We start from the raw sequence: 26,374 nt of genomic DNA on the forward strand, positions 1-26,374 counted from the left end.
GCCGGGGTCGGGGGGCCCCCCCCCCCCCGGCCCCCGCGGGCCGGGGGGGGGCGGGGGGGCGGCGGCCCCGGGGGGGGGTTGGGGGGGGGGGGGGGGGGGGGGGGGGCCCCCCCCCCCCACCCCGCCCTCAGCTCACCCGCGCCGCCCGGTGCTTGACGGCCTTGAGCCGGACCTCGGCGGGCAGCCGGTCGAGCCCGGCGGAGTCCCGGGCGTGGGCCAGCGCCTCGCCGCTCAGCCGCTCCAGCGCCTCGTCGGGCGCGGCGTGCGGCTCCATCAGCAGCCGGACCCGGGCGGCCGGGGTGGAGCGCTTGCCGGTCAGGGTGACCTGGGCGCGGGCGACCCCGTCCAGGGCGCCCGCCTCCCCGGCGAGCACCCCCTCCAGGGCGCGGCCGCGCAGCAGGGCGCCCTCGCCGTCGCCGCTGTCCACCAGCACCTCGTTGAGACGGGAGCGGCGGAGCTGGGCGAGCAGCCACCACAGGGCGAGGACCACGAGGACGGCGAGGACCGCGATCACCGTCGGCCACCACCAGCCCTCGCCGCGCCAGCGGTCCCGGTCCGCTTCGCTGAGCAGGACGTCGTTCTTGCCGTACCAGGGCCACCAGGACGGCACGGACAGGCCCGCCGCCGCGGCGAGCACGCCGCCGCCCACGCAGACCAGCACCAGTCCGGCGAGCCCCAGCAGTACCCGGTTGACGGTCCTGAGCACGCCGTTCACCCCTTCTTCGCCGGCCGGCGGACATGGACCGACAGGCTCGGCTGCCTGGCGAGTCCGAGTTCCCGGATGCCTGTGGAGAGCACGGTGTCCAGATCGGCCCGTACGTCGTCCAGTTCTCGGAAGTGCGAGACGGCACGCACTCCCACCTTGCTCCGGCCCATGCGGACCCGGACCGACTGGACGCCGGCCACCTCGACGGCCCGGTCACGCAGCACCATGGCCGCCGCCGTCCGGTCGAGCCCGGCGCGCACGTCGGTGTGTTCGCGGCGCATCGGCAGCAGGTCGCGCAGCCCTGGCGTGAGCGCGAGGAGCAGCAGCCAGAGCCCGAGGGCGGCCGCGACGGAGGCGCCGGTCAGCACCCAGACGTCGTCCAGCCGCCGCGTCGCGAGCTCGTCCGCCAGGGTGCGGCGCCACTGCATCGCGGAGTGTCCGGCGCGGACCGCCGCCACGTCGTAGAGGAGCAGGCCGCTCGCGCCGAGGACCACCACGGCGACGATGCCCGCGGGGATGCGGCGGGCGGCCCAGAAGCGCCCCGCGCCGCCTTCGGGCCGTTCCTTGCCGGGCGCGGGGTCGTAGGCCGCGGCGGAGGCCGACTGGTCGAGCGCGAGGACACTGCCGTGTTCCACCGCCCCGGCCTCCGGCGGTCGCCGCGTGCCGTCGTCCGGGTCGTGGGGCTCGGTCATCGAATCCTCCCCTGTGCCGCCAGGCTCGCTCCGGTGGGATGCAGGCGTTCGACCTGGACGGCCACCTCGGGCACCTCCATCCCCGCCAACGCCTTTACCCGCTCGGCGACCCGCCGACGCACGGCACCGCTCTGGTGGCCGATGTCAGTGGGATATCCCAGCTCCAGGCTCACCCGTACGCGGGCGGTGTCGCGGTGCACGGTGACCGTGGCACGCGGCGACGCCGCCTCCTTCGGGGCCGCGTCGACCGCCTCCTTGGCCGCCTGGGCGGCGATCTTCGCGACCACCCGGTCGGCGATCCGCGTCTCTCCCCGTTCCCCGGCCGGGACCGGGCCGCTCGCCCCCGACACCTCCGTCACCTCCGTCGGTCGCCGCGCTCGCGACTGCGGAAGAAGTCGCCGGGTTCCAGGTCGCCGTCGAAGAAGCGGCCGGCGACGAAGCCGACCGCTCCGAGGGCGGCCACCAGCACAAAGGCTCCGAACCCGCCGAAGTACCCGGCGAAACCGAGCGCCATGCCGGCCAGCAGACCGGCCACAGCCATGCTCATCGTGTGCTCCTCAACCGCTCGGGGACGCCGGGACTACTGGACGCGGGACTCTGACTCGTCGTCATCGTCGTCCTCGTCGGGCAGCTTCACATCGCTGACGGCGATGTTGACCTCGACCACTTCCAGGCCCGTCATGCGCTCGACGGCCGCGACGACGTTCTCCCGGACATCGCGGGCGACGTCGGAGATCGACACGCCGTAGTCGACGACGATCTCCAGGTCCAGCGCGGTCTGGGTCTCGCCGACCTCGGCCTTGACGCCCCGGGTGACGGACTTGGAGCCGCCGGGGACCCGGTCGCGGACCGCGCCGAACGTACGGGACAGGCCGCTGCCCATCGCGTGCACGCCGACGACGTCGCGTGCCGCCATTCCGGCGATCTTCTCGACAACTCCGTCCGCGATGGTCGTGCGGCCGCGGGTGCCGGGGTCGCCTCCGCCGCGCTTGGTCAGGCTGCTGCCGCCCGAGGCGTTGCTGTCGGAGTTCTCGGGTCGGTTCCGCTGCGGGGTCTCGGTCATCGCCACTCTTCCCTTCGGGGCAGATTTGACTACTTTGCCCACATTAAGGGCGCTTGCCCCGACTCGCGCCGTGGATACGGCAGTCTGGTGGCCATGACGACGGCTGACGGCCCGCACAGGGCCCATGCGTGGACGGCTGCGGTACGGCAACGGCTCTCGCTGGGCCGACTGCTCCCTCTGGGGGGTCCGGCGGATGGCGCCTGGATCGCGGAGCGGGCCGCGGTCGCTGTGCTGCGCCGGGCCGCGGCGGGCCCGGAGCCCGGCCCGGTCCTCGGTGAGCTGCGGATCGCCGTGGCCGACCCGGACGCGGCCCCCGCCGCCCAAGTGCCCCCGCCCCCGAGCGCGCTGCCGCCGGGGCCCCTGCGAATCGAGGCGACGATGACCGCGACGGCCGACCGGCCCCTGCCCGCAGCCGCCGACGCGTTGCGCGCGGCTCTCCTGTCGGCCGCCGCGCGACGGCTCGGCCTGGTGGTCTCCGAGGTGGACCTGCGGGTGACGGGACTGCTCGACGGCTCGCCCGAACGGGTGGAGCCGGAGGCGGTGGAGGTACGCCCAGTGGAGGCGGAGAACGCCGCGGGGCGGGCCGCCGCCTCGGTGGCCGGGGTGGCGGCGCTGACCGGTGTGCTGGGCCCGGCGGTGCGGACGGGCGAGGACCATGTGCGCGTCGAGCTGGCGACGGAGAGCGGCCACCGCGCGCTGGACGTGGCCCGGGCCGTGCGCGAGGCGGTGACGGAGGCGGCCGGGGGGCGGCCCGCGGTCGCGGTGCTGGTCACGGCGGTCACGGAGGACGGCGCGGCGGGCTGACCCCGGGCGCGGGTGCGGACCGGCGGGAGGGGTCACGCCTCCGGCCGGTCCGCGCGTGCGTCAGCCGAGGGCGCTCGCCAGGTCGCGGAGACGGCGGCCCTGCGCGGCCCGTTCGGCGGCGCGCTGCTCCTCGTACGTACGCGAGAGGGCGCCGCCCAGCAGGGCCTTGGTCTCGATGACGGCGTCGCGCGGGGCGGCCAGCAGGGCGCCCGCCAGGTCGCGGGCCGCGCCTTCGAGGTCGGCGGCGGGCACGACGAGGTTGGCCAGGCCGGTGCGCTCCGCCTCCTCGGCGTGGACATAGCGGCCGGTGGCGCAGATCTCCAGCGCGCGGGCATACCCGACGAGGTGCACCAACGGGTGCGTGCCGGTGAGGTCGGGCACCAGGCCGAGGCTGGTCTCGCGCATGGCGAACTGGACGTCCTCGGCGACGATGCGCAGGTCACAGGCGAGGGCGAGCTGGAAGCCGGCACCGATGGCGTGGCCCTGGACGGCCGCGATCGACACGAGGTCGTTGCGGCGCCACCAGGTGAACGCCTCCTGGTACTCGGCGATCAGCGCGTCGAGCTCGGCCTCCGGGCCGCGCCCCATGTCGAGGAACGACGGCTCGCCGTCGAATCCCTCGGGGGTGAACGCCTGGCGGTCGAGTCCGGCGGAGAACGACACGCCTTCGGCGCGCAGCACGACGACCCGCACACTGCCGGGCAGGGCCCGTCCGGCTTCGGTCAACGCCCGCCACAGAGCGGGAGACTGGGCGTTGCGCTTCGCCGGATTGGTGAGGGTCACCGTGGCAACCGCGTCGTCGACGGTGAGTCGGACGCCGTCCTGGTCGAGCACGGAGTCGAGCGAGGTCATACGGGGCCTCCGGTTCGGGTGCAGTCAGCACATGGAGCTAAGTGACTGAACAGTAACCACCGGATCGACCCTGCGGCCGACCGGGTGGACGCACCCGGAACCAGGGACCTCCCGGAGCCGTCCCGTGACGTGCCCCGATCCGCTGCCGGCCGTCAGGCCGCCGCGGCCTTCTTGCCTCGTGTGGCGCCGCCGCGTCCGCGGAGCGTCACTCCGGATTCGCTGAGCATCCGGTGGACGAATCCGTAGGAGCGGCCCGTTTCCTCGGCCAGCGCCCGGATGCTCGCACCGGAGTCGTACTTCTTCTTCAGGTCTGCCGCGAGCTTGTCGCGCGCGGCGCCGGTCACCCGGCTGCCCTTCTTCAGAGTCTCGGCCACCCGTGCCTCCTCATGGGAAGTGCGCTCTGGACTCTCATGATCACCCCTCGGGCGCTTCCTGGCCACCCATTCGGCAAGGTCTCTGCGACCGGTTTCGCGCCCCGGGAGTGCGCCGGTGCGACCGGAATGCCTCATTCCAACGGGCCGCGTGCGAGGTCGTGCGGGCTCCGGGGAAGGAACGTCCAGGTCAGGGGCCACACGGGCAAGGGGGCGTACATGGATGCGCCCGGCAGCTATCTGCCGGGCGCCGCGCCGAGGTACGAGACCTACTCACACAGATGACGGATCACGAGTAGGCCGAATGATCCAGTCCCGGGGATCAGGCCAGGGCGACCAGGTCCCGGTAGTCCGCGCCCCACAGGTCCTCGATGCCGTCCGGGAGCAGGATGATCCGCTCCGGCTGGAGGGCCTCGACCGCGCCCTCGTCGTGCGTGACGAGGACGACCGCGCCCTTGTACGTGCGCAGCGCGCCGAGGATCTCCTCGCGGCTGGCCGGGTCCAGGTTGTTGGTGGGCTCGTCGAGCAGGAGCACGTTGGCGGAGGAGACGACCAGGGTCGCCAGGGCCAGACGGGTCTTCTCGCCGCCGGAGAGCACCCCGGCGGGCTTGTCCACGTCGTCCCCGGAGAACAGGAACGAGCCGAGCGTCTTGCGGACGGCGACGAGATCCAGGTCGGGGGCGGCGGAGCGCATGTTCTCCAGGACCGTGCGGTCCGGGTCCAGGGTCTCGTGCTCCTGGGCGTAGTAGCCCAGCTTGAGGCCGTGGCCCTCCACGACGCGGCCGGTGTCGGGCTTCTCGGCGCCGCCGAGGAGACGCAGCAGCGTGGTCTTGCCGGCGCCGTTGAGGCCGAGGATGACGACGCGGGAGCCCTTGTCGATGGCCAGGTCGACGTCGGTGAAGATCTCCAGCGAGCCGTAGGACTTGGAGAGCCCTTCCGCCATCAGGGGCGTCTTGCCGCAGGGCGAGGGGTCGGGGAAGCGCAGCTTGGCGACCTTGTCGGCGACCCGGACCTCGTCCAGGCCGGACAGCAGCCGGTCGGCACGCTTGGCCATGTTCTGCGCGGCGACCGTCTTCGTCGCCTTTGCGCGCATCTTGTCCGCCTGCGCGTTGAGGGCGGCGGCCTTCTTCTCGGCGTTCTGGCGCTCGCGCTTGCGGCGCTTCTCGTCGGCCTCGCGCTGCTGCTGGTAGAGCTTCCAGCCCATGTTGTAGACGTCGATCTGGGAGCGGTTGGCGTCGAGGTAGAAGACCTTGTTGACGACCGTCTCGACCAGCTCGACGTCGTGGGAGATCACGACGAAGCCGCCGCGGTAGGTCTTGAGGTAGTCGCGCAGCCAGACGATCGAGTCCGCGTCGAGGTGGTTGGTCGGCTCGTCCAGGAGCAGCGTGTCGGCGTCCGAGAAGAGGATGCGGGCCAGCTCGACGCGGCGGCGCTGACCGCCGGAGAGGGTGTGCAGCGGCTGGCCGAGCACCCGGTCGGGCAGGCTGAGCGCGGCGGCGATGGTGGCGGCCTCGGCCTCGGCGGCGTAACCGCCCTTGGTGAGGAACTCCGTCTCCAGGCGCTCGTACTTCTTCATCGCCTTCTCGCGGGTGGCGCCCTTGCCGTTCGCCATCCGGTCCTCGTTCTCCCGCATCTTGCGCAGGATCTCGTCCAGGCCGCGGGCGGACAGGACCCGGTCCCTGGCCAGGACGTCGAGGTCGCCGGTGCGGGGGTCCTGCGGAAGGTAGCCCACCTCGCCGGAGCGGGTGATGGTGCCCGCGGCGGGGACGCCCTCGCCCGCGAGGCACTTGGTGAGGGTGGTCTTGCCGGCTCCGTTGCGGCCGACGAGGCCGATGCGGTCGCCCTTGGCGATGCGGAAGCTGGCGGATTCGATGAGCAGACGGGCGCCGGCGCGCAGCTCGATGCCGGAAGCGGTGATCACGGGGAGGTACTCCAGGGCGGAAGGAAGGGCGGAGGAACGACGGGTGGTGACGGATCGACGCCGCTACTCACGCACACGCACAAGGAGAACTGCCATGGAAACCAGTCTACTGGCGGTGTCCACCGACTTTTCCGCGTGCTCCCACGCCGGTCCGCCCGCCCGGGCGCGGGCCGTGAACAGGGCATTACGGGGCGTATGACCGGATACTCGGCGAAGGAGCCGTGATCCGTGGCGGAGGGTGTGCGATGCAGTTCGACGACGACGCCGGTCTGGACACGTCGGAGGTCAGGGACGTACGCGGCAGCCGCGTCCCGGGCGGCCGGGCCACCGTGGGCGGGGGCATCGCCGGGGTGATCGCGCTGATCCTGGGGCTGTTCTTCGGGGTGGGCCCCGATCAGCTCGGGCTCTCGTCGGGCGACTCCCCGACGGCGACCGCGTCCTCGGCGGGGCAGGTGGCGCGGGAGTGCCGGACCGGGCGGGACGCCAACACGAAGGACGACTGCCGGATCGTGGCGGTGGTCAACAGTGTGCAGGACTACTGGGACCAGGAGTTCGCCCGGCGCGACGCGCGGTACGCCACGGCGCGCACCGTCCTGTTCACCGACCGGGTCGGCACTGCCTGCGGCTCCGCGACCTCGGCCGTGGGGCCGTTCTACTGCCCCGGTGACCGGCAGGTCTACCTCGACCTGGGGTTCTTCGACGAGCTGCGGACGAAGTTCGGGGCGAGCGGCGGGCCGTTCGCCCAGGCGTACGTCGTCGCCCACGAGTACGGGCACCACGTGCAGAACCAGATGGGGACGCTGGGCCGGGCCCAGGACGGGCGGACCGGCGAGAACAGCGACGCGGTCGGGGTGGAGCTGCAGGCGGACTGCTACGCGGGGGTGTGGGCGCACCACGCGACGACCACGCCCGACGAGTCGACCGGGCGGCCGCTGATCACCGAGGTCACCCGCGCGGATGTCCGGGACGGCCTGGACGCGGCGGCGTCGGTCGGGGACGACCGGATCCAGGAGCGGTTCCAGGGGCGGGTCACGCCGGAGTCCTGGACGCACGGGTCGGCGGCGCAGCGGCAGGAGTGGTTCACCGCCGGGTTCCGGAGCGGGGACATGGGGGACTGCGACACGTTCCGCTGACCGGGGCGCCGCCCCGGGGGGGCAGCGCCCCCGGGTCAGGAACCGCCCGTGTGGACCTGGAAGGCCGCCTTGCGGACCGCCTTGGCCAGGGCCGGGTCCGGGTGGGCCGCGGCGAGGGCGACCAGGACCTGGACGGTGCGGGGGTGGCCGACGGCGCGCACCTCGTCCAGGAGGGCCGGGACCGTGCCCTGGACCGCCGAGTCGAGGTGGCGGACCAGGAGGCCCGTCTCACCGTGGTCGGCGACGGCCGCCGCCGTGTCGACCCAGAGCCACGTGGCCTCCTCGCGGCTGAGCACCTCCTGGGCGTCCTCGGGGTCCGTACCGTCGTACTCGGCGAGCCAGAGCAGCGCGTACGGGCGCAGTGAGGGGTCGGCCAGGACGGCCCGGACCTCGGGCTCGGCGGGGGCTCCGACGACGCGCAGGGCCTCGAAGGCCAGGCCGCGCAGGAGGGCGTCCTCGCCCCGGGCGACGTCGAGCAGTTCGGCGACGGCGCTGCCGACGGGGCGGGCGGCCAGCCAGGCGCGGTATTCGGCGCGGGCGGGGCCGGGGGTGAGGCGGGCGCAGCCGAGGAGCATGTCGGCGGCGGCCTGCTCGATGTTGCCGGCGGGGCTCTGGGCGGCGACGCAGATCTGTTCCAGCTTGACCCAGACCGCCCAGTTGCCGAGCGGCGTCAGCGTGGCCTGGCCCGCGCCGAGGGTGAGCGCCCCGACGTCGGCCAGGCCCTCCAGGGCCCAGTCGAGCAGGCGGGCGACGAGGGCCGGGGGGTGTGCGGTGGGCGCCGGCTGGGCGGGGGCGGGCAGCGGCTCGGGGCCGTACGGCACCTCGCAGCGCTCCTCGTGGAGTTCCGCGACGCGCTGGCCGAGCAGGTCGAGGAGGGCCGGCACGGTGACGGGCCCGGCCGAGAGCTGGAGCAGCGAGAGGACCTGCGGCACGGCCTCGACGGCCTCGGCGACGGCGGTGGACTCGACGCCCCGGGGCGCGGGGTGGACGAGCGACCAGGCGTCGAAGAGCGCGACCCAGCCGCGCAGCACGGCGGAGTCGTCCCGGTCCCAGGCGCGCAGCCGCCAGCCGGGCCGGGCGGTGTCGCCGTGGAGTTCGACCAGTCCGGCGAGCCGTGCCCGGTCCCAGCCGGAGCGCACCTGCGCCGGGGAGATGTCCAGTGCGGCGGCGGCGTGATCGAGGGCGGCCGGCGGTGTGGTGCCGGGGGCCGCCCCGTCGGCCGCCCAGCGGGCGATCCGTACGGCGTCGGCGAGGACCGTCCGGGCCTGGCGGGCCAGCTCGGCCCGGGGTGGGGTGCCCTCGGGCGGGCGCGGCGCGGGCCTGGTGCGCCGGGTGGTCACGGCCCTGCGGGCGGTGGTGAGGGGTCGCGGGCGGACAAGACGCAGCCTGGAGTCGCGCGGGGTACGGGACGTCACGGGAGCAGTCTTGCCCCTGACGGCCCGAAAGCCCAAACGGAACCTGGGTCACCGGCGTTGACGGACCCGCGCACCGGCCGGGACCAATCGGCCGAACCGGCGCATCACCTCACATCAGGGGCGTGAGGAAGCGGCGCAGGGTCTCCTCGTAGCGGGCCGGATCGGCATTCCACATCGCCGCATGCGGAGCGCGGTCCACGGTGTGCAGGGAGACCAGCTCGGGGCGGGCGGCGGCGAGCCGGCGGGAGTGGATCCAGGGGGCCAGGGTGTCGTCCGGGCCGTGCAGGACGAGCGTGGGGACGTGCAGGGTGACGGGGACCGAGGTGTCCAGGAGGGCGGTGCCGTGCAGTCCGGTCTGCCCCTGGGCGGCCCGGACGGCCAGCGGCAGCAGCGCGGCGGGGACCCCGCGTGCGGCGGCCAGGCCGCGCAGGGTGTCGTTCCAGTCCAGCACCGGCGAGTCGAGGACGAGACCGGAGATCCGGTCGCGGAGCGCGGAGCCCACGCAGGCGTGCAGCGCCATGGACGCGCCGGTGGACCAGCCGTACAGGATGACCTGCTCGGCGCCGTTGCGGACGGCGAAGCGGATCGCGGCGTCCAGGTCGCGCCACTCGGACTCGCCGAGGTGGCCGAGCCCGTCCGGGGAGCGGGGGGCGCCCGGGTCGCCCCGGTAGGCGAGGTCGAGCACGGGCAGCTGGCTGCCGTGCAGGAATTCCAGGAGGTTGAGCGGGTGCTCGCGGGTGGCGCCGATGCCGTGGACGGTGATGACCCAGGTGCGGCGGGGCGCCGGGACGTACCAGCCGGGCAGTTCACCCAGCTCGCCCGGGATCCGCACCTCGCGGAAGGCCAGGCCGAGCGCGCTGCCGGGGTCGCCGCTGTACACCTGGGGCGTGAGGCGGACCTTGTCGCCGGGGGCCAGGATGCCGTGGTCGACGCGTTCCAGGCGGCGCACGACTGTGTCGGCGGCCTGGTGGGCCCGGTCGAGCACGGGCCCGACGACGGCGTGGACGTCCTTGCCGGTCAGCCCGTACGTGCCGGGGCGCAGCGAGGTGAGGGACCGGGTCAGGGTGACCTGTCCGGCGGCCGTCGCGTGGACGGTGAGTTCGCGGTCGGCGGGGAGCGGTCGGCCGGGCGGCGTCCTGAGGGCGACGTCGCCGGCGAACCGGCCGGCCGCGACCGCTGCCGCACCGGCGCCGATGAGTGTGGTGACGGCCACTGCCGTCGCGGTAACCGGGCGCACACCCTCAGTGTCGGGGTCCGGGCGCCGCAATGCCAGCGGGCAGGGCCGTCCGGTGCCGCCCGTCCCCCTTCAGCGCCGTCCGGTGCCGTCCCGGTCTGGTTGCCCGTACCCCTTCAGCGCCTCCAGGACCTCGCCGAGCTGGCCGTCGGACAGCAGGGCCGGGGTGCGGCCGGGTACGGCGCTCGCGGTGAGCCAGACGTGGCAGAGCCATTCGAGCTGGGCGGTGCGGTCGTACGCCTCGTCGAGGGTGGCGCCGTAGGTGACGGTGCCGTGGTTGGCGAGCAGGCAGCCGGTGCGGTCGCGGAGGGCGGTGAGCATGTTCGCGGCAAGTTCGGGGGTGCCGTAGCGGGCGTAGGGGGCGACGCGGACCGTGCCGCCGAGCATCGCGGCGGCGTAGTGCACCGGGGGGACCTCGGTGACGAGAGTGGAGACGGCGGTGGCGTGGACCGCGTGGGTGTGCACGACGGCCCTGGCGTCGGTGTTCCGGTAGACGGCGAGGTGGAGGGGAAGTTCGCTGGTGGGGGCCAGAGCCCCGAAGGTCTGGTTGCCTTCCGGATCGACGCCGGTCAGATCCTCGGGGCCCAGCCGGTCGTACGGCACTCCGCTGGGCGTGACCAGCACCGTGTCGCCGACCCGGAGCGAGACGTTTCCGGAGGTTCCGACGACCAGTCCCTCGGCCGCCGTGCGGCGGGCCGCGGCCATGACCGCCTCCCATCCCCGGGCGATCGCGACGTGCTCTCGGTCACTCATACGAAGATCCTTTCCGGCCCCGCCCCGGGCGCCACCCGGGCACCGTCGCGGAGGTCACCACAGCGCCCTGCTCAGTTCATCTTCCGTTCACTCAAGTTGCCTACGTTCCACGTGCCAATGACGTCGAACGATTGCCTGGGTAAATGGAACACATCACGCTGCTGCTCGCGATAGTGATCGTGACAGCTCTAGTGTTCGATTTCACGAACGGTTTCCACGACACCGCCAACGCGATGGCCACGACCATCTCGACCGGCGCCCTCAAACCCAAGACGGCGGTCGCGATGTCCGCCGTTCTCAATCTGGTCGGCGCGTTCCTGTCCGTGGAGGTCGCCAAGACGATCTCCGGCGGGATCGTCAACGAGGACGGCCTCAGAACCGAGGTCATCTTCGCGGCGCTCGTCGGCGCCATCCTGTGGAATCTTCTGACCTGGCTGGTCGGACTGCCGTCCAGCTCCTCCCACGCACTGTTCGGCGGCCTCATCGGCGCCGCGGTGATGTCCGCCGGCTGGTCGTCGGTCAACGGCGGCACCGTCGTCACCAAGGTGCTGCTGCCCGCCGTCGCCGCACCGATCGTGGCCGGCGTCGCCGCGCTCCTGGCCACCCGCCTCACGTACCGGATCGGCGGGAAGATCCGCAACGACGCCCAGGAGAAGGCGACCGCCAAGGGCTACCGGGCGGGGCAGATCGCCTCGGCCGGGCTCGTCTCGCTCGCCCACGGCACCAACGACGCGCAGAAGACGATGGGCATCATCACCCTGGCCCTGGTCACCGGCGGCGTCCTCTCCCCCGGCTCCAACCCGCCGGTCTGGGTGATCGTGAGCGCCGGTCTCGCCATCGCCATGGGCACCTACCTCGGCGGCTGGCGCATCATCCGCACCATGGGCAGCGGCCTGACCGAGCTGAAGCCCCCGCAGGGCTTCGCCGCCCAGACCAGCGCGGCCACCGTCATCCTGGCCTCCTCGCACCTCGGCTTCTCCCTCTCCACCACGCAGTCCTGCTCCGGGGCCGTGATGGGCGCGGGCCTCGGCCGTGCCGGGGGTGTGGTCCGCTGGTCCACCGCCACCCGGATGTTCGTCGCCTGGGGCCTGACCCTGCCGGCCGCCGGCCTGGTCGGCGCGGGCGCCGAGTTCCTGACGAAGCAGGGCACCTGGGGCGTCGTGGTCGTCGCGGCCCTCCTGGTCGCCGGTTCCGGGGCGATCTGGATGCTCTCCCGCCGCAAGCCCGTCGGCCACGGCGACGTCGCACCCGGCACCGAGGACGCGGCCCCGGCCGAGCCCGCGGGTGTCGTCACCCAGGCCATCGCCGCCGTGAGCCCGCCGCCCACCGTGGCGCACGACCTCGCCGCCACCATTCCGGCGCCCGCCGGTCCCGTCGCCGCCGATCCGGCCCGACCCGCCACGGTCTGACAGACCCCGGTACTCCGGTAAAGGACACCCCGTATGAACATCGACTGGGCAGCTCTGGGCACCGTCTTCGGCGTCTCCCTCGTCGCCACCGTCGCCCTGGTGGGCCTCTTCACGCTCGGCATCGTCGGCCTCTCCAGGCAGCCGGAAACGGCCGCCGAGGGCGGTACGGCGGGCGGATCGGTCCTGCTGGCGCGCGCCGGGGCGTACGTCTGCTTCGGGCTGTGCGCGGCGGCGGTCGCGTACGGCATCTATCTGATCGTCGCCTGACGCCTCACCACCCCATCGGGCCGGACGCACCTCGTGCGCGTCCGGCCCGATGTGCGTCCGCCCACGGCGCGCCGTCGCAGGTCAACGGCGAGTTGACGGGCGTTCGCGGGGCGTGGTGGACTGCCGGAGCCATTACGGCGACAGCAGAGGAAGCCGGTGCGAATCCGGCGCGGTCCCGCCACTGTCACCGGGGAGCGGTCCCCCACCGCACGTCACGGCCCGCGCGAGCGGGCTGGAAGACCGGGGGAATCCGCCGATCCGGAAGCCAGGAGACTCCCTGTCGCCGTCACGTCGAACCAGGGCGCGGACCCTGAGTGAGGACATATCGCCATGCCCGGCTGCCGTGCGCACCTCTTCCCACAGCCCTCGTCGGCGGACTCCGGCACGGCCGGCTGAACCGTGCGTGCCGATCGCATCTACGCGTACGGCGCCACCGCCGGCCTGATCGGCGACCTGCTGCTCGGTGACCCTCGCAGGGGGCACCCGGTCGCCGCCTTCGGGCGGGCCGCCGCGGCCGTCGAGGACCGGCTCTGGCGCGACCACCGCGGCCGGGGCGCCCTGCACACCCTGATCTGCGCCGGGGGCGCCGCCGGGAGCGCCGCGCTCGCCGCCCGCGCCCTGCGCCGCCACCCCGCCGCGTCCGTGGCCCTGACCGCCGCCGCCACCTGGTCCGTCGTCGGCGGTACGTCGCTGGGGCGGGAGGCCCGGGCCATCGGCGGGGCGCTCGCCGCGGGCGACATCGAGTCGGCCCGGGAGCGGCTGCCGCACCTGTGCGGGCGCGACCCGCGGGCGCTGGACGGCCCCGGGATCGCGCGGGCCGTGGTCGAGTCCGTCGCCGAGAACACCTCGGACGCCGTGGTCGGTGCCCTCGTCTGGGGCGCCCTCGCAGGTGTCCCCGGGCTCGTCGGCTTCCGCGCCGCCAACACGCTCGACGCGATGGTCGGCCACAAGTCGCCCCGCCACCTGAGGTACGGCTGGGCCTCTGCCCGGCTCGACGACCTCGCGGGCTGGCCCGGCGCCCGGCTCACCGCCGTGCTCGCCGTGGCCTCCGGCGGCCGTCCCCGGGAGGCGGTACGGGCCTGGCGGGCGGACGCCGCGAAGCACCCGAGCCCCAACGCGGGGCCCGTGGAGGCCGCGTTCGCCGGGGCGCTCGGCGTACGGCTGGGCGGGACCCTGGCGTACGGCGGGCGCGTCGAGCACCGGCCCGTGCTCAACGGGGAGGCCGGGCGGGCGGTGGAGACCGGGGACATCGAGCGCGCCGTGCGCCTGTCGCGCCGGGTGGGCGTGCTCGCCCTCGGCGTCACCGTGGCCGCCCGGCTGGGCGCGGCGGCCCTCGCGCGCCGGGCCCGGAGACCTCACGGATCCCGTACTGCTGGACGGAGAGCGATATGAGCGGCGGACTGCTGGTCGCCGGGACCACATCGGACGCGGGCAAGAGCGTCGTCACGGCGGGCATCTGCCGCTGGCTGGTGCGCCGGGGGGTGAAGGTCGCCCCGTTCAAGGCGCAGAACATGTCGCTGAACTCCTTCGTCACCCGCGAGGGCGCCGAGATCGGCCGGGCCCAGGCGATGCAGGCCCAGGCCGCCCGCGTCGAGCCGACCGCCCTGATGAACCCGGTGCTGCTCAAGCCCGGCGGCGACCGCTCCAGCCAGGTCGTCCTGATGGGGCGGCCGGTCGGCGAGATGAGCGCCCGCGGCTACCACGGCGGGCGGCAGGAGCGCCTGCTGTCCACCGTCACGGACTGCCTGGAGCAGTTGCGGAGCACGTACGACGCGGTGATCTGCGAGGGCGCGGGCTCGCCCGCCGAGATCAATCTGCGCCGCACGGACATCGTGAACATGGGCATCGCCCGGGCCGCGCGCTTCCCGGTCATGGTGGTCGGGGACATCGACCGCGGCGGGGTGTTCGCCTCGTTCTTCGGGACGACCGCGCTGCTCGCGCCGGAGGACCAGGAGCTGATCGCGGGATATCTGGTCAACAAGTTCCGGGGCGACGTCTCACTGCTGGAGCCGGGGCTCGACATGCTGCGCGATCTGACGGGCCGTCCCACGTACGGGGTGCTGCCCTTCGCGCACGGGCTCGGCATCGACGAGGAGGACGGCCTCAGGGTGTCGCTGCGCGGCACCGTGCGCGAGTCGACGGTCGCGCCGCCGCACGGCGAGGACGTCCTGCGCGTCGCCGTGTGCGCGATCCCGCTGATGTCGAACTTCACCGATGTGGACGCGCTGGCCGCCGAACCGGGCGTCGTCGTCCGCTTCGTGGACCGGCCCGAGGAGCTGGCCGACGCCGACCTCGTCATCGTGCCGGGCACCCGGGGCACCGTGAAGGCGCTCGCCTGGCTGCGCGAGCGCGGGCTCGCCGGGGCGCTGCGGCGGCGCGCCGCCGAGGGGCGGCCGGTGCTCGGCATCTGCGGCGGCTACCAGATCCTGGGCGAGCGCGTCGAGGACGAGGTGGAGTCGCGCGCCGGCCGGGTCGACGCGCTGGGCCTGCTGCCCGTGCGCGTCCGCTTCGAGCGCGAGAAGACCCTGGCCCGGCCGTCCGGAGTGGCGCTCGGTGAGCCCGTCGAGGGCTACGAGATCCACCACGGGGTCGCCGATGTGCGCGGCGGCGAACCCTTCCTGACGGACGGCCGGGGCACCCCGCTGGACGGCTGCCGCTCCGGGGCGGTGTGGGGGACGCACTGGCACGGTTCGCTGGAGAGCGACGCGTTCCGCCGCCGGTTCCTGACCGAGGTCGCCCGGATCGCGGGCCGCCGCTTCGTGCCCGCCCCCGACACCTGCTTCGCCGCGCTGCGCGAGGAACAGCTCGACCGCCTCGGCGACCTGATCGAGGAGCACGCGGACACCGACGCGCTGTGGCGGCTCATCGAGTCGGGCGCGCCGTCCGGTCTGCCGTTCATCCCGCCCGGCGCGCCCGCCATCCCCGTCAAGGAGGCCCTGTGAGTACGCCCTACCCCTTCACCGCCATCGTCGGCCAGGACGACCTGCGGCTCGGGCTGCTGCTCAACGCGGTCAGCCCGGCCGTGGGCGGGGTCCTGGTCCGCGGCGAGAAGGGCACCGCCAAGTCGACCGCCGTACGCGCGCTGGCCGCGCTGATGCCCGAGGTCCCCGTCGTGCCGGGGTGCCGCTTCTCGTGCGACCCCGCCTCGCCCGACCCGGCGTGTCCGGACGGCCCGCACGAGGACGCGGCCGGCGTGTCGCGGGCGGCGCGGACCGTGGAGCTTCCGGTCGGCGCCTCCGAGGACCGGCTCGTCGGGGCGCTCGACATCGAACGGGCCCTCGCGGAGGGCGTGAAGGCGTTCGAACCGGGGCTGCTCGCGGACGCGCACCGCGGAATCCTGTACGTGGACGAGGTCAACCTCCTCCACGACCACCTGGTCGACCTCTTGTTGGACGCGGCGGCCATGGGCGCCTCGTACGTGGAGCGCGAGGGCGTCTCCGTACGGCATGCGGCGCGGTTCCTGCTCGTGGGGACGATGAATCCCGAAGAGGGCGAGTTGCGGCCGCAGTTGCTCGACCGGTTCGGGCTGACCGTCGAGGTCGCGGCGTCCCGGGAGACGGACCAGCGGGTGGAGGTCGTGCGGCGGCGGCTCGCCTACGAGGACGATCCGGCGGGCTTCGCGGCGCGCTGGGCCGACGAGGAGGCGGAGCTGCGGGGCCGGATCACCGCCGCGCGGGCACTGCTGCCCCAAGTGGTGCTCGGTGACCGGGCGTTGCGGCAGATCGCGGCGACCTGCGCGGCCTTCGAGGTCGACGGGATGCGGGCGGACATCGTCATGGCCAGGACCGCGACCGCGCTGGCGGCGTGGGCGGGGCGCACCGACGTACGCGCCGAGGACGTCCGGCAGGCGGCGCTGCTCGCGCTCCCCCACCGGAGGCGGCGCAATCCCTTCGACGCGCCGGGCCTCGACGAGGACAAGCTGGACGACACGCTGGAGCAGAACGGCGGCGGGGACGACGAGCCGGAACCGGACGGGCCCGGTGACGGGGGCGACGGCGGAGGCGGAGGCGGCGGGCTGCCGCCGGGAGACGTGCCCGACACGCCGACCGCACTCGTCGACGGGGCGGACGACACGCCGCCCGGTTCGGGCGCGCCCGTACCGGGCCAGGGCGGTGAGCAGCAGCCCGCACGGGCCGGTGAGCCGTTCCGTACGAAGATGCTCAGCGTGCCCGGTCTGGGCGAGGGCGCTGCGGGGCGGCGGTCCCGGGCGCGCACCGAGCACGGGCGGACGACCGGTGCGCGGCGGCCCGAGGGCGCGCTGACCAAGCTGCATCTGGCCGCGACGGTCCTGGCCGCCGCCCCGCACCAGCGTGCGCGGGGCCGCTCCGGGCGGGGGCTCGTGGTGCGGCGGGACGATCTGCGGCAGGCGACGCGGGAGGGGCGCGAGGGCAATCTCGTCCTGTTCGTCGTGGACGCCTCCGGGTCGATGGCCGCCCGGCAGCGCATGGGCGCCGTGAAGGGCGCGGTGCTGTCCCTGCTGATGGACGCCTACCAGCGGCGCGACAAGGTCGGCCTGGTCACCTTCCGGGGCCGGGAGGCGGAGGTCGCGCTGCCGCCGACCTCGTCGGTCGAAGCGGCGGCGGCCCGCCTTGAGTCGCTGCCGACGGGCGGGCGCACCCCCGTGGCCGCCGGGCTGCTGAAGGCGCACGACGTGCTGCGGGTGGAGCGGCTGCGCGACCCGTCCCGGCGGGCGCTGCTGGTCGTGGTGACGGACGGGCGGGCGACCGGCGGGCCGGACCCGGTGGCGCTCGCCGCGCGGGCCGCCCGGCTGCACGCGGCCGAGGGCACCGCGTCGGTCGTCGTGGACTGCGAGGCGGGCCCGGTACGGCTGGGCCTCGCGGCTCGCCTCGCCGCGGACCTGGGCGGCACCGCAGTCACGCTGGACGAGCTGCGCGCCGAATCGATCGCGGGGCTGGTCAAGGACGTCCGGGGCGCGGGCCCCGGGCACACCGACAGGAGGGTCGCGTAATGCCGCAGGGACAGCCGGAGAGCGTGCCGGACGACGGACTCACCACCCGGCAGCGGCGCAACCGGCCGCTGCTGATGGTGCACACCGGCATCGGCAAGGGGAAGTCGACGGCGGCCTTCGGGCTCGCGCTGCGCGCCTGGAACCAGGGGTGGCCCATCGGGGTCTTCCAGTTCGTCAAGTCGGCGAAGTGGAAGGTCGGCGAGGAGAACGCGCTGAAGGTCCTCGGCGCGAGCGGCGAGGGCGGGTCCGTCGCCTGGCACAAGATGGGCGAGGGCTGGTCCTGGGTCCAGCGCGACGACCAGACGGACAACGAGGCGAAGGCCCGGGAGGGCTGGGAGCAGGTCAAGCGCGACCTGGCCGCCGAGACGTACCGGCTGTACGTGCTGGACGAGTTCGCCTATCCGCTGCACTGGGGGTGGATCGACACCGACGAGGTCGTCTCGGTGCTGCGCGACCGCCCCGGTACGCAGCACGTGGTGATCACCGGCCGCAACGCGCCCGCCGCGCTGCTCGACGCGGCGGACCTGGTGACGGACATGTCGAAGGTCAAGCACCCGATGGACGCCGGGCAGAAGGGCCAGAGGGGCATCGAGTGGTGAACGTCCCCCGCCTGGTCGTCGCCGCGCCCTCGTCCGGGAGCGGCAAGACCACCGTCGCGACGGGGCTGATGGCCGCGTTCGCCGCGCGCGGGCTCGCCGTGTCCGGGCACAAGGTGGGCCCCGACTACATCGACCCCGGCTTCCACACGCTGGCGACGGGGCGCCCGGGGCGCAACCTCGACGCGTACATGTGCGGGCCCGAGCTGATCGCCCCGCTGTTCGCGCACGGCGCGCGGGGCTGCGGGCTGGCCGTGGTCGAGGGCGTGATGGGCCTGTACGACGGCGCCTCGGGGCTCGGTGAGCTGGCGTCCACCGCGCAGGTGGCGAAGCTGCTGCGGGCGCCGGTGGTGCTCGTCGTGGACGCGTCGTCGCAGTCGCGGTCGGTCGCGGCGCTGGTGCACGGGTTCGCGTCCTGGGACGCGGGGGTGCGGATCGGCGGGGTGATCCTCAACAAGGTGGGATCGGACCGGCACGAGGCGTTGCTGCGGGAGGCGTTGGAGGAGTCCGGGGTTCCGGTGCTGGGCGCCCTGCGGCGGGCGGAGGGGGTTGCTGTGCCGTCGCGGCATCTGGGGTTGGTGCCGGTGGCGGAGCGACGGTCCGATGCGGTGGCCGCTGTCGCGGCTATGGCGGGGCAGGTGGCTGCGGGGTGCGACCTGGAGGGGTTGTTGGCGTTGGCGCGGTCGGCTCCGCCGTTGTCGGAGGCGGCTTGGGGGGCGGACGCGGCGGTGGGGGGCGCCTTCGGCGGGGCTGTTCCCCTCCCCATCCCCAAGCTCTCAGCTTCGTTCGAGCCGGGGAGACCCCACTCTTCCCGTAACCGGGGCCCTGCCCCGGACCCCGCTCCTCAAGCGCCGGAGGGGCTTGGTGGTACGGCTCAGGAGCTGGGTGGGACGGCGAAGGTGCTCGGTGGCGCGGCGATGGAGCCGGGTGGGGCGGCCTCGCGGCCCATCGTTGCCGTTGCCGGTGGGGCCGCCTTTACGTTCTCGTATGCCGAGAACACCGAGCTGCTTGCCGCTGCCGGGGCCGACGTCGTGACCTTTGATCCTTTGCGGGATGAGGCGTTGCCGCTGGGGACCCGGGGCGTCGTCATCGGGGGCGGGTTCCCCGAGGTGTACGCGCCCGAGCTGTCGGCCAACGAAGCGTTGCGGAAGGCCGTGGCGGAGTTGGCGCGCTCGGGGGCTCCGGTGGCCGCCGAGTGTGCCGGGTTGTTGTATCTGGCGCGGTCTCTGGACGGGCTGCCGATGTGCGGGGTGCTCGACGCCGATGCGCGGATGACCAAGCGGCTGACGCTCGGGTACCGGGACGCCGTGGCGCTCACCGACAACGTGCTGGCGCCCGCCGGGGCGCGGATGCGGGGGCACGAGTTCCACCGGACCGTCATCGAGCCCGGGGCGGGCGACGAGCCCGCCTGGGGCATGCACCGGCCCGAGCGGCGCGTCGAGGGGTTCGTCCGGGGCAACGTACACGCGAGTTATCTGCACACCCACTGGGCCGCCTCGCCCGGCACGGCCGCGCGGTTCGTCGAGCGGTGCCGGGGGTGACGGGGTCACTGGGCGAGGCCCACCACCAGCCAGATGAAGCACACCCCGGCCACCGTGCACAGCAGCGTGGAGCGGGCCGGGTGGTCGTGGTGGGCCTCGGGCAGGATCTCGGCGGCGGCGAGGTAGAGCAGCGCGCCGCCGAAGAAGCCGAGATAGCAGCCGAGCAGTTCCTCCGGCAGGGTGAACAGCAGCGTGGTCGCCGCCCCGACGACGGGGGCCGCCGCGTCCGCGAAGAGCATCGTGAGGGCCCTGCGGCGGGCGTTCCCGTACAGGCTGGTGATCGTGTACGTGTTGAAGCCGTCCGCGAAGTCGTGCGTGATCACGGCGAGCGCGACCGCCGCCCCCATCCCGCCGCCGACCTGGAAGGCCGCGCCGAGCGCCACCCCGTCCATCAGGCTGTGGCCGACCATCGCGGCCGCCGCCGTCAGCCCGACCTGCGGTACCCGTTCCTCGGCCGCTCCGTGGGCCGCCTGGCGCACCGCGAGCAGCCGCTCCACCAGGTGGGCCACGAGGAAGCCGCCGACGAACAGCAGCAGCGCCGCCGGGACGCCGAAGACGAGGCCGCCCGCCGCCTCCACCGCCTCGGGCAGCAGGTCCAGGCCGACCACGCCGAGCATCAGCCCGCCGGCCAGACCGAGGACCAGGTGGCGGCGGTCGCTGACGCGCTGGGCGACCCAGCCGCCCGCCAGGGTCATCAGGAACGCGCCGAGCGCGACGAACACCGCCATGGCCTCTTGCTAGCCGATGCACCCCGTTCCACGCATCTCGGCGCGCTGGTCGTCGGCGTCGGCGCCTCACGGGGCGTCTCCGCCGACGAAGTCACCGGGCTGGTCCTGGGGGTGCTGCGGGAGGCAGGGCTCACGGAGATCGCCGAATTGGTCACCGTGACGGCGAAGGCCCGTGAGCCGGGGCTCCTCACCGCCGCCGCCCGGCTCGGGGTTCCGCTCCGCGCGTACCCGGCGGACGTGCTCGCCCTGGTCCCCGTGCCGCACCCCTCCGGCGCGGCACTCGCCGCCCTCGGCACCCCCTCGGTGGCCGAGGCCGCCGCTCTCGCCGAGGGCGGCCAACTCCTCGTCCCCAAAAGGACGTCACGGCCGCGCGACGGCCGCCCGTCGATGGCCACCTGCGCGGTCGCGCGCCGGCCCGTCGGGACCGTTGCGTGAAACCGGGTGCGGGGCGCATAGTCATCCTGCCGGAGTCCACCCAGGCCACGGCGCACACCCCCACACCACACCCCCACCACGGCGGTCATGCACACTCCCACTGAGAGTCCCGACGCGACAGGCGCGGGCACCCACGATCTGCGTCACCACGGCGACGCGGAAGTACGCGGACGGGGCCGGGATCTGACCGATCTCGCCGTCAACGTACGGGCCGGCACCCCTCCGGCCTGGCTGCAGGAACGTATAGCCGGCTCCCTGGGCACGCTCGCCGCGTACCCGGACGGCCGAGAGGCCCGCGATGCCGTTGCCGCGCGCCACGAACTTCCGCCCGAGCGCGTGCTGCTGACGGCGGGCGCGGCGGAGGCGTTCGTCCTCATCGCCCGTGCGCTGCCCGCCCGGCGGCCGTATGTGGTGCACCCTCAGTTCACCGAACCCGAGTCGGCGCTGCGCGCGGCCGGGCACGAGGTGGGGCGGGTGCTGCTGCGGGCCGAGGACGACTTCCGGCTCGACCCGGCGGACGTGCCCGACGAAGCGGACCTGGTGGTCGTCGGCAACCCGACCAACCCGACGTCCGTCCTCCATCCCGCCGCCGTCCTCGAACGCCTCGCGCGTCCCGGCCGGACCCTGGTGGTGGACGAGGCGTTCATGGACGCGGTGCCGGGCGAGCGCGAGGCCCTGTGCGGGCGCACGGACGTCCCCGGGCTCGTCGTCCTGCGCAGTCTCACCAAGACCTGGGGGCTCGCCGGGCTGCGCATCGGTTACGTGGCGGCCGCGCCGGAGACGATCCGCACCCTGGAGGAGGCGCAGCCGCTGTGGCCGGTGTCGTCGCCCGCGCTGGCGGCGGCGGAGGCGTGCGTGGAGCCGCGCGCGCTGGCGGAGGCCGCCGGTGCGGCGGACCGGATCGTGGTCGACCGGGCGCATCTGGTCGCCGGGCTGCGGGAGTTCACGGAGATCCGGGTGGTGGAGCCGGCCGAGGGGCCGTTCGTCCTGATCCGCATCGACGGGGCCGCCGAGATAAGGGAGCGGCTGCGGATGCTGGGGTTCGCGGCGCGGCGAGGAGATACGTTTCCGGGGCTCGGGGACGACTGGCTGCGGCTGGCGGTACGCGACCGGACGACGACCAACCGCTTCCTGCAGGCGCTGGATCTGGCGCTCCAGGCGCTGACTGTGGCGGGGCGGTAGAGGGGCGCTCCGGGGGGCGGACGGTGTGCTTGTGGGTGAGCGGTGCTCCGGGTGGCGGGCGGGGCTCTCGCCTGGGAGCGGTGGTCTCGCCTGTAAGCGCTGCCCCGGATCGCGGGGCGGCGCCCCTGTCGTGAGCGGTGCTCCGAGCGGCGGGCTGTGCTCTCGTGGGTGAGCGGCGCTCCGAATGGCCGGTTGCGCTCGCGCCGGTGAGCGATGCTCCGGCCCATGACGGCGCCCCACCCGGGGCGCGGCGCTCTGCCAAGTGAGCGATGCTCTGCCAAGTGAGCGATGCTCCGACAGGTGAGCGGCGCTCCCCCCTCGGAGCACCGCTCACCACCCCTCCCCCTGGGCCCCTCCCCTCGGGCCGTCAGCCTCGGGCGCGGCGGCGGGTCAGGACCATGGCGCCCGCACCGGCCGCCAGCAGCAATGCCGCGCCGCCCGCGATGTACGGCGTGCTGGAGCTGCTCCCCGTCTCGGCCAGGTCGGCGTCCGTGGCCGCCGGGGCCTGGTCCGTACCCGTCTGGGTCTTCACGTCGCCGCCCCCGGTGGAGCCGGCTTTGTCGCCGCCGCCCGTGGAGCCGCCGTTCTCGTTGCCGCCGTCACCCGAGCCGCCGTCCGTCGAACCGCCCCCGGTCGCGCCGCCGTTCTCGTTGCCGCCGTTGCCCCCGTTGCCGCCGCCGCCCGTGTGGCCGCCGTGGCCCTTCGGGGTTTCGCAGGTGGCCTCCGCGAGCGTGACCTCGCCCTTGACGTCCGCGACGTTCAGTTCGAGCGGGTTGACCGACACCTTCAGCCGGAGGGCCACAGCGGCGGCCGTGCGCGAGGTGGTCTCCGTCTTCGACAGGTCGAGCGTCACCTCGCCGACATGCGGCACCGCGACCCGCGTGGTGCCGCCCGCCGTGAGCGTGACCCGCTTGCCGAGCACCGACACATGGCCGAGCACGTTGGACTCGGCGACCGGCCGGCCGCCCGTCTCGCAGACCGCCTTCGAGGTGACCTTCTCCACCGCGATCAGCGGGAACGCCGTGAGCCCGGGGAGGCTCACCCGGGCGTTGGCGAGGTTGCTGTAGCCGGCCGCCCGGTGCTTGTCGGCGGTGGCCTTCGCGGTGGCCACGTCGGCCTTGAGGACGCTGAACGGCTTTCCGCGGTCCACCCCGTCGAGCCGCACGCTGAGCGCGGTCTGCTCGGCGCTGCGCGGTGCCTGGACCTCGTTGAGGGTCACCTTCAACGGCACGTCGACCGTCTTGTTGAGGAGGGAGACGTCGAGCGCGGTACGGAGCACGACCGCGCTCGCCTTCCCGTCGCCGCCGGCCGTGGTGGTCGTCGCGGGGGCGGCGTGAGCCGGGACCGCGACCAGGGCGGCGACAGGAGCTGCGGCGACCGCCAGGGCGGCGAGGCGGAAGGTGTTGCTGTTCAAGATGGTGGAACCCCCACAGGAGACATGGAGCCACCGGCGCGCCGTCCAATGGGGGACATCGCGGGCACCGGTGGCCTCGACTCCGTGAATCTTTACGCACAGAGGGTGAACTGGCGGACACCTGAGGCCAGTTCACTCCAAAGGGGGGTTTCCGCGCCTGTATTCGAATATTCCGGCACGTGCGTTCCTCGGGTTCACCCGTTTCACTGAGCGCCGGAGCGTTTCGGACCGCGCGAGGGCGGCCCGTGACGCCGGCTCTCCGCAGGCGCGGAGAAGGATCAACGAGCGGGCCGCCCTCGGGTCACTGCTGGTCAACCCGGTGTGCGTCAGGCGATCACGCGGCCGTTCAGAACGACCCGGCGCGGCCCGGCCAGCACCCGCACGTCCGCCCGCGGGTCCTCGTCGTACACCACGAGGTCGGCCGGCGCCCCCTCCTCAAGGCCCGGCCTGCCGAGCCAGGCCCTCGCCCCCCACGTCGTCGCGGACAGCGCCTCCAGGGCCGGGATGCCCGCCTTGACGAGCTCCGCCACCTCGTCGGCCACCAGGCCGTGCGCGAGGACCCCGCCCGCGTCGGTGCCGACGAAGACCGGGATCCCGGCGTCGTAGGCGGCGCGCACGGTGTCGTAACGGCGTTCGTGGAGCCGGCGCATATGGGCGGACCAGCGCGGGAACTTCGCCTCGCCGCTCTGCGCGAGCGAGGGGAACGTGGCGATGTTGACCAGGGTCGGCACGATCGCCACTCCGCGCTCCGCGAAGAGCGGGATGGTGTCCTCGGTGAGGCCCGTGGCGTGCTCGACGCAGTCGATCCCGGCCTCGACCAGGTCGCGCAGCGAGTCCTCGGCGAAGCAGTGCGCGGTGACGCGGGCGCCCAGCCGGTGCGCCTCCGCGATGGCCGCCTCGACCGCCTCGCGCGGCCAGAGCGCCGTCAGGTCGCCCACCTCGCGGTCGATCCAGTCGCCGACCAGCTTCACCCAGCCGTCACCCCGGCGCGCCTCCTGGGCGACGTGGGCGACGAGCTCGTCGGGCTCGACCTCCCAGGCGTAGTTGCGGGTGTAGCGGCGGGGCCGGGCGATGTGGCGGCCGGCCCGGATGATCTTCGGCAGGTCCTCGCGGTCGTCGATCCACCGGGTGTCGGCGGGCGAGCCCGCGTCCCGCAGGAGCAGCGCCCCGGCCTCCCGGTCGTCCAGGGCCTGCTTCTCACTGGTCGCCGCGTCCACCGCGCCGTGGTGGTCGAGTCCTACGTGACAGTGGGCGTCGACCAGACCGGGGAGGGCCCAGCCGGTGACGGTGACGGCGTCGTCCGCGCCGGGCGGCCGTTCGTAGGTGATCCGGCCGCCGACCGCCCAGACCTCGTCCCTGACCTCCTCGGGTCCGACGAGCACCCGCCCCTTCACATGCAGCACCCGCGATGCCTCGTGATCACTCATGCACAGCACTGTACGAGGGGCCCACCGGGTGCGACATGCCCTGTCCCGGCCCGTCCGGACGCTGCTGGGTACTCTCGGAGGCGCCCGGTCACCAGGCCGGAGCCCGCCGACCGAAACCGAAGAGAGCACCGCCGTGACGCACCCCTTCCTCGACCTCGCTCCGCTGACCGCCGCGCACTTCGCGGCGATCGAGCGGCGGGTGGCCGGTCTGCTGGCCACCGAGCAGGACGTCGTCATCATGCAGGGCGAGGCGCTGCTGCCCCTGGAGGGCTGCATCCGGGGCGGCGCCCGGCCCGGTTCGACGGCGCTGAACGTGGTGACCGGGCCCTACGGGCAGACCTTCGGGAACTGGCTGCGCGACTGCGGGGCCGAGGTCATCGACCTGGAGGTGCCGTTCCACACGGCCGTCACCGCCGACCAGGTCGCCGAGGCGCTGGCCGCGCACCCGGAGATCGACTTCGTCTCGCTGGTCCACGCCGAGGCGGCGACCGGGAACACCAACCCCGTCGCGGAGATCGGCGAGGTGGTCCGGGCGCACGGCGCGCTGTTCATGCTGGACGCGGTCGCCTCGGTGGGCGCCGAGCCTCTGCTGCCGGACGCCTGGGGCGTGGACCTGTGCGTGATCGGGGCGCAGAAGGCGATGGGCGGGCCCGCCGGGGTCTCGGCGGTGTCGGTGAGCGCGCGGGCCTGGGAGCGGATCGCCGCCAACCCGCAGGCGCCGCGCCGGTCCTACCTCTCGCTCCTCGACTGGAAGGAGCGCTGGATCGACGGCGGTCGCAAGGCGCTGCTGCACGCCCCGGCCCAGCTGGAGATGCTCGCCCTGGAGGCGTGCGTGGAGCGGATCGAGGCGGAGGGCGCGGACGCGGTGATGGCCCGTCACGCGGCTGCCGCGGCGGCCACCCGGGCCGGTGCGGTGGCGCTGGGCGGCGGCCTGACCCCCTACGTCCACGAGGCCCGGGACGCGGCGCCGGTGGCGACGACGCTGCGCACGCCCGAGGGCGTGGACGCGTCCGAGCTGGTCGCGCGGGCGCTCGCGGGCGAGCCCTCGCTGCCGCTCATCGCGGGCGGGGGCGCGCTGGCCAAGGAGATGATCCGGGTCAATCACTACGGGGTGGATGCGACGCGGGGCGCGGTGCTCTCCTCGCTCGCGGCTCTGGGGGCGGCGCTGGCCGGGACCGGCCGGCAGGTCGATCTGGAGGCTGCCCGGAAGGCCGTTTCGGAAACCTGGCCCAGCGCATAAAAAGCACGTCCATTAAAGAATGCGGGGAGCTGTCCGAATCAGAACAGCTCCCCGCATTCTTATGCCCGCTTCTTCCAGGACTAAACGCCTCAGTTTTCAAGCCGTTTCCGTACCCCATTCCGGTTGTGTGTGGGGAGAGTTATGAGCTTGTGACCGACTCCACACAGCCGGAGATTTGCCCGATAAATACCGGACATAACGCCAGAAAACAAAGGCTGCTCG

The 26,374-nt window shown here is 74.1% G+C and carries 24 protein-coding genes, 1 pseudogene and 1 riboswitch; of the genes and pseudogenes, 11 read left to right on the forward strand and 14 right to left on the reverse strand.

What is annotated here, in order from left to right; genetic code table 11:
* Positions 1 to 127: 127 nt before the first annotated feature.
* The 5 genes from amaP to ACZ6C6_RS00235 are packed head-to-tail and all read right to left on the reverse strand — an operon-like array spanning position 128 to position 2,461.
* A complete protein-coding gene (gene amaP, locus ACZ6C6_RS00215; protein ID WP_469197549.1) occupies positions 128 to 715 on the reverse strand; it encodes an alkaline shock response membrane anchor protein AmaP in 588 nt (195 codons plus the stop codon).
* A complete protein-coding gene (locus tag ACZ6C6_RS00220) occupies positions 712 to 1,398 on the reverse strand; it encodes a DUF6286 domain-containing protein (RefSeq protein WP_469197551.1) in 687 nt (228 codons plus the stop codon). Before ACZ6C6_RS00220 ends, amaP begins: the two co-directional genes overlap by 4 nt.
* Entirely contained in the window at positions 1,395 to 1,757 is a 363-nt protein-coding gene (locus ACZ6C6_RS00225; protein ID WP_469197553.1) for an Asp23/Gls24 family envelope stress response protein, read from the reverse strand. Before ACZ6C6_RS00225 ends, ACZ6C6_RS00220 begins: the two co-directional genes overlap by 4 nt.
* The gene (locus ACZ6C6_RS00230) at positions 1,754 to 1,945 is read right to left on the reverse strand and encodes a hypothetical protein (protein ID WP_143624117.1); all 192 of its coding nucleotides are present in this window, start codon (positions 1,943 to 1,945) and stop codon (positions 1,754 to 1,756) included. The genes ACZ6C6_RS00225 and ACZ6C6_RS00230 overlap by 4 nt, the downstream gene beginning before the upstream one ends.
* Positions 1,946 to 1,978: 33 nt before the next feature.
* Positions 1,979 to 2,461 carry an Asp23/Gls24 family envelope stress response protein gene (locus ACZ6C6_RS00235; protein WP_073968401.1) on the reverse strand — a complete coding sequence of 161 codons (483 nt, stop codon included), beginning with the start codon at positions 2,459 to 2,461 and terminating at the stop codon, positions 1,979 to 1,981.
* A gap of 93 nt (positions 2,462 to 2,554) precedes the next feature.
* Between ACZ6C6_RS00235 and ACZ6C6_RS00240 the strand changes: the two genes are divergently transcribed.
* Positions 2,555 to 3,265 carry a hypothetical protein gene (locus ACZ6C6_RS00240; protein ID WP_469197555.1) on the forward strand — a complete coding sequence of 237 codons (711 nt, stop codon included), beginning with the start codon at positions 2,555 to 2,557 and terminating at the stop codon, positions 3,263 to 3,265.
* Positions 3,266 to 3,325: 60 nt separating this feature from the next.
* On the opposite strand, the gene ACZ6C6_RS00245 is transcribed toward ACZ6C6_RS00240, so the two are convergent.
* From ACZ6C6_RS00245 to ACZ6C6_RS00255, 3 genes are all read right to left on the reverse strand, one after another.
* Positions 3,326 to 4,117, reverse strand: coding sequence for an enoyl-CoA hydratase/isomerase family protein (locus ACZ6C6_RS00245; RefSeq protein ID WP_469197557.1), 792 nt, complete (start codon positions 4,115 to 4,117; stop codon positions 3,326 to 3,328).
* 152 nt (positions 4,118 to 4,269) lie between these two features.
* Positions 4,270 to 4,491, reverse strand: coding sequence for a helix-turn-helix domain-containing protein (locus tag ACZ6C6_RS00250; RefSeq protein WP_007263382.1), 222 nt, complete (start codon positions 4,489 to 4,491; stop codon positions 4,270 to 4,272).
* Between the two features lie 319 nt (positions 4,492 to 4,810).
* A complete protein-coding gene (locus tag ACZ6C6_RS00255; RefSeq protein WP_073968398.1) occupies positions 4,811 to 6,409 on the reverse strand; it encodes an ABC-F family ATP-binding cassette domain-containing protein in 1,599 nt (532 codons plus the stop codon).
* 245 nt (positions 6,410 to 6,654) lie between these two features.
* Between ACZ6C6_RS00255 and ypfJ the strand changes: the two genes are divergently transcribed.
* Positions 6,655 to 7,542, forward strand: a complete 888-nt coding sequence (ypfJ, locus tag ACZ6C6_RS00260; protein ID WP_469197560.1) for a KPN_02809 family neutral zinc metallopeptidase — start codon at positions 6,655 to 6,657, stop codon at positions 7,540 to 7,542.
* Between the two features lie 35 nt (positions 7,543 to 7,577).
* Here ypfJ and ACZ6C6_RS00265 read toward each other — a convergent pair whose 3' ends face one another.
* The 3 genes from ACZ6C6_RS00265 to ACZ6C6_RS00275 all read right to left on the reverse strand — a co-directional run bounded on the left by ACZ6C6_RS00265 (position 7,578) and on the right by ACZ6C6_RS00275 (position 10,944).
* The gene (locus tag ACZ6C6_RS00265; RefSeq protein WP_469199249.1) at positions 7,578 to 8,882 is read right to left on the reverse strand and encodes a hypothetical protein; all 1,305 of its coding nucleotides are present in this window, start codon (positions 8,880 to 8,882) and stop codon (positions 7,578 to 7,580) included.
* A 184-nt stretch (positions 8,883 to 9,066) separates the two neighbouring features.
* Positions 9,067 to 10,194: an alpha/beta hydrolase gene (locus tag ACZ6C6_RS00270; RefSeq protein ID WP_469197562.1), complete on the reverse strand. Its 1,128-nt coding sequence runs from the start codon at positions 10,192 to 10,194 to the stop codon at positions 9,067 to 9,069.
* 69 nt (positions 10,195 to 10,263) lie between these two features.
* Positions 10,264 to 10,944, reverse strand: coding sequence for a class II aldolase/adducin family protein (locus ACZ6C6_RS00275; RefSeq protein ID WP_469197564.1), 681 nt, complete (start codon positions 10,942 to 10,944; stop codon positions 10,264 to 10,266).
* A gap of 143 nt (positions 10,945 to 11,087) precedes the next feature.
* On the opposite strand from ACZ6C6_RS00275, the gene ACZ6C6_RS00280 reads away from it, so the two are divergent.
* From ACZ6C6_RS00280 to ACZ6C6_RS00310, 7 genes are all read left to right on the forward strand, one after another.
* The gene (locus ACZ6C6_RS00280) at positions 11,088 to 12,353 is read left to right on the forward strand and encodes an inorganic phosphate transporter (RefSeq protein WP_469197566.1); all 1,266 of its coding nucleotides are present in this window, start codon (positions 11,088 to 11,090) and stop codon (positions 12,351 to 12,353) included.
* A gap of 33 nt (positions 12,354 to 12,386) precedes the next feature.
* Positions 12,387 to 12,620: a hypothetical protein gene (locus ACZ6C6_RS00285; protein ID WP_469197568.1), complete on the forward strand. Its 234-nt coding sequence runs from the start codon at positions 12,387 to 12,389 to the stop codon at positions 12,618 to 12,620.
* A 147-nt stretch (positions 12,621 to 12,767) separates the two neighbouring features.
* A riboswitch (cobalamin riboswitch) is annotated at positions 12,768 to 12,895 on the forward strand.
* Positions 12,896 to 13,019: 124 nt separating this feature from the next.
* Positions 13,020 to 14,012 carry a cobalamin biosynthesis protein gene (locus ACZ6C6_RS00290; RefSeq protein ID WP_469197569.1) on the forward strand — a complete coding sequence of 331 codons (993 nt, stop codon included), beginning with the start codon at positions 13,020 to 13,022 and terminating at the stop codon, positions 14,010 to 14,012.
* Entirely contained in the window at positions 14,009 to 15,562 is a 1,554-nt protein-coding gene (locus ACZ6C6_RS00295; RefSeq protein WP_469197571.1) for a cobyric acid synthase, read from the forward strand. Before ACZ6C6_RS00290 ends, ACZ6C6_RS00295 begins: the two co-directional genes overlap by 4 nt.
* A complete protein-coding gene (locus tag ACZ6C6_RS00300) occupies positions 15,559 to 17,589 on the forward strand; it encodes a putative cobaltochelatase (protein ID WP_469197573.1) in 2,031 nt (676 codons plus the stop codon). The genes ACZ6C6_RS00295 and ACZ6C6_RS00300 overlap by 4 nt, the downstream gene beginning before the upstream one ends.
* Complete coding sequence (cobO, locus tag ACZ6C6_RS00305; protein WP_018104683.1) at positions 17,589 to 18,188, forward strand: cob(I)yrinic acid a,c-diamide adenosyltransferase; 600 nt, start codon at positions 17,589 to 17,591, stop codon at positions 18,186 to 18,188. The genes ACZ6C6_RS00300 and cobO overlap by 1 nt, the downstream gene beginning before the upstream one ends.
* Positions 18,182 to 19,726 (forward strand): cobyrinate a,c-diamide synthase, encoded by a 1,545-nt coding sequence (locus tag ACZ6C6_RS00310; protein WP_469197576.1) that lies wholly within the window; start codon positions 18,182 to 18,184, stop codon positions 19,724 to 19,726. Before cobO ends, ACZ6C6_RS00310 begins: the two co-directional genes overlap by 7 nt.
* A gap of 5 nt (positions 19,727 to 19,731) precedes the next feature.
* Here ACZ6C6_RS00310 and ACZ6C6_RS00315 read toward each other — a convergent pair whose 3' ends face one another.
* Positions 19,732 to 20,454, reverse strand: coding sequence for a ZIP family metal transporter (locus tag ACZ6C6_RS00315; protein ID WP_073968386.1), 723 nt, complete (start codon positions 20,452 to 20,454; stop codon positions 19,732 to 19,734).
* 6 nt (positions 20,455 to 20,460) lie between these two features.
* Between ACZ6C6_RS00315 and cobC the strand changes: the two are divergent.
* A pseudogene (gene cobC / locus ACZ6C6_RS00320) lies at positions 20,461 to 22,071 on the forward strand (Rv2231c family pyridoxal phosphate-dependent protein CobC).
* 367 nt (positions 22,072 to 22,438) lie between these two features.
* Here the strand turns inward: cobC and ACZ6C6_RS00325 are convergent.
* On the reverse strand, positions 22,439 to 23,485 hold the full coding sequence (locus ACZ6C6_RS00325) for an SCO1860 family LAETG-anchored protein (RefSeq protein ID WP_469197578.1): 1,047 nt from the start codon (positions 23,483 to 23,485) through the stop codon (positions 22,439 to 22,441).
* A 326-nt stretch (positions 23,486 to 23,811) separates the two neighbouring features.
* Entirely contained in the window at positions 23,812 to 24,912 is a 1,101-nt protein-coding gene (locus tag ACZ6C6_RS00330) for an amidohydrolase family protein (RefSeq protein WP_469197580.1), read from the reverse strand.
* A 133-nt stretch (positions 24,913 to 25,045) separates the two neighbouring features.
* On the opposite strand from ACZ6C6_RS00330, the gene ACZ6C6_RS00335 reads away from it, so the two are divergent.
* Positions 25,046 to 26,152 carry a pyridoxal-phosphate-dependent aminotransferase family protein gene (locus ACZ6C6_RS00335; RefSeq protein ID WP_469197582.1) on the forward strand — a complete coding sequence of 369 codons (1,107 nt, stop codon included), beginning with the start codon at positions 25,046 to 25,048 and terminating at the stop codon, positions 26,150 to 26,152.
* Positions 26,153 to 26,374 lie beyond the last annotated feature (222 nt).

This window comes from Streptomyces sp. NPDC041814 (assembly GCF_055590565.1).